We start from the raw sequence: 499 nt of genomic DNA on the forward strand, positions 1-499 counted from the left end.
CAACGCTGGTCGAGAGCGAGTCGACGTGGCTGACGAGATTGCCCGTGAGCGACGCAATGTGACTGTTCGTCGCGCTCAATTGTCCGAAGGTCACCGCGTCGGTGGTGCTCTCGCCGTCGGCAAGATTGGTCAGCTTCACCGGCTTCGCCTGCGCACCGCCCAGCGTTGCGCGCTCACGTGTCTCGTCGTCGTACGTGATGGCGTGCTGAATCCCCCCCGACAACAACGCCAGATTGCTACTCATCGTGCTCAATCCGGTCGACAGCGAACTCGCGTGACTATCGAAGCTGGTGGAGAGCGACGTCATGCTTTCCGCCAGCGTCACTGCACCCGTCGACAGCGAACTCGCGTGACTGTCGAAGCTGGTCGAGAGCGACGTCAGACTCTCCGCCAGCGTCACCGCACCCGTCGAGAGCGAACTCGCATGACTGTCGAAGCTGGTCGAGAGCGACGTCAGACTCTCCGCCAGCGTCACCGCGCCTGTCGACAGCGAACTCGC

General features: G+C 62.9%; 1 pseudogene. It reads right to left on the reverse strand.

From position 1 onward, the window contains the following. Nucleotides 1-499 (reverse strand): annotated as a pseudogene (locus tag W930_RS30555) (hypothetical protein); the annotation flags it as partial.

The organism is Pandoraea sp. E26 (genome assembly GCF_000681415.1).
Lineage (GTDB): Bacteria > Pseudomonadota > Gammaproteobacteria > Burkholderiales > Burkholderiaceae > Pandoraea > Pandoraea pnomenusa.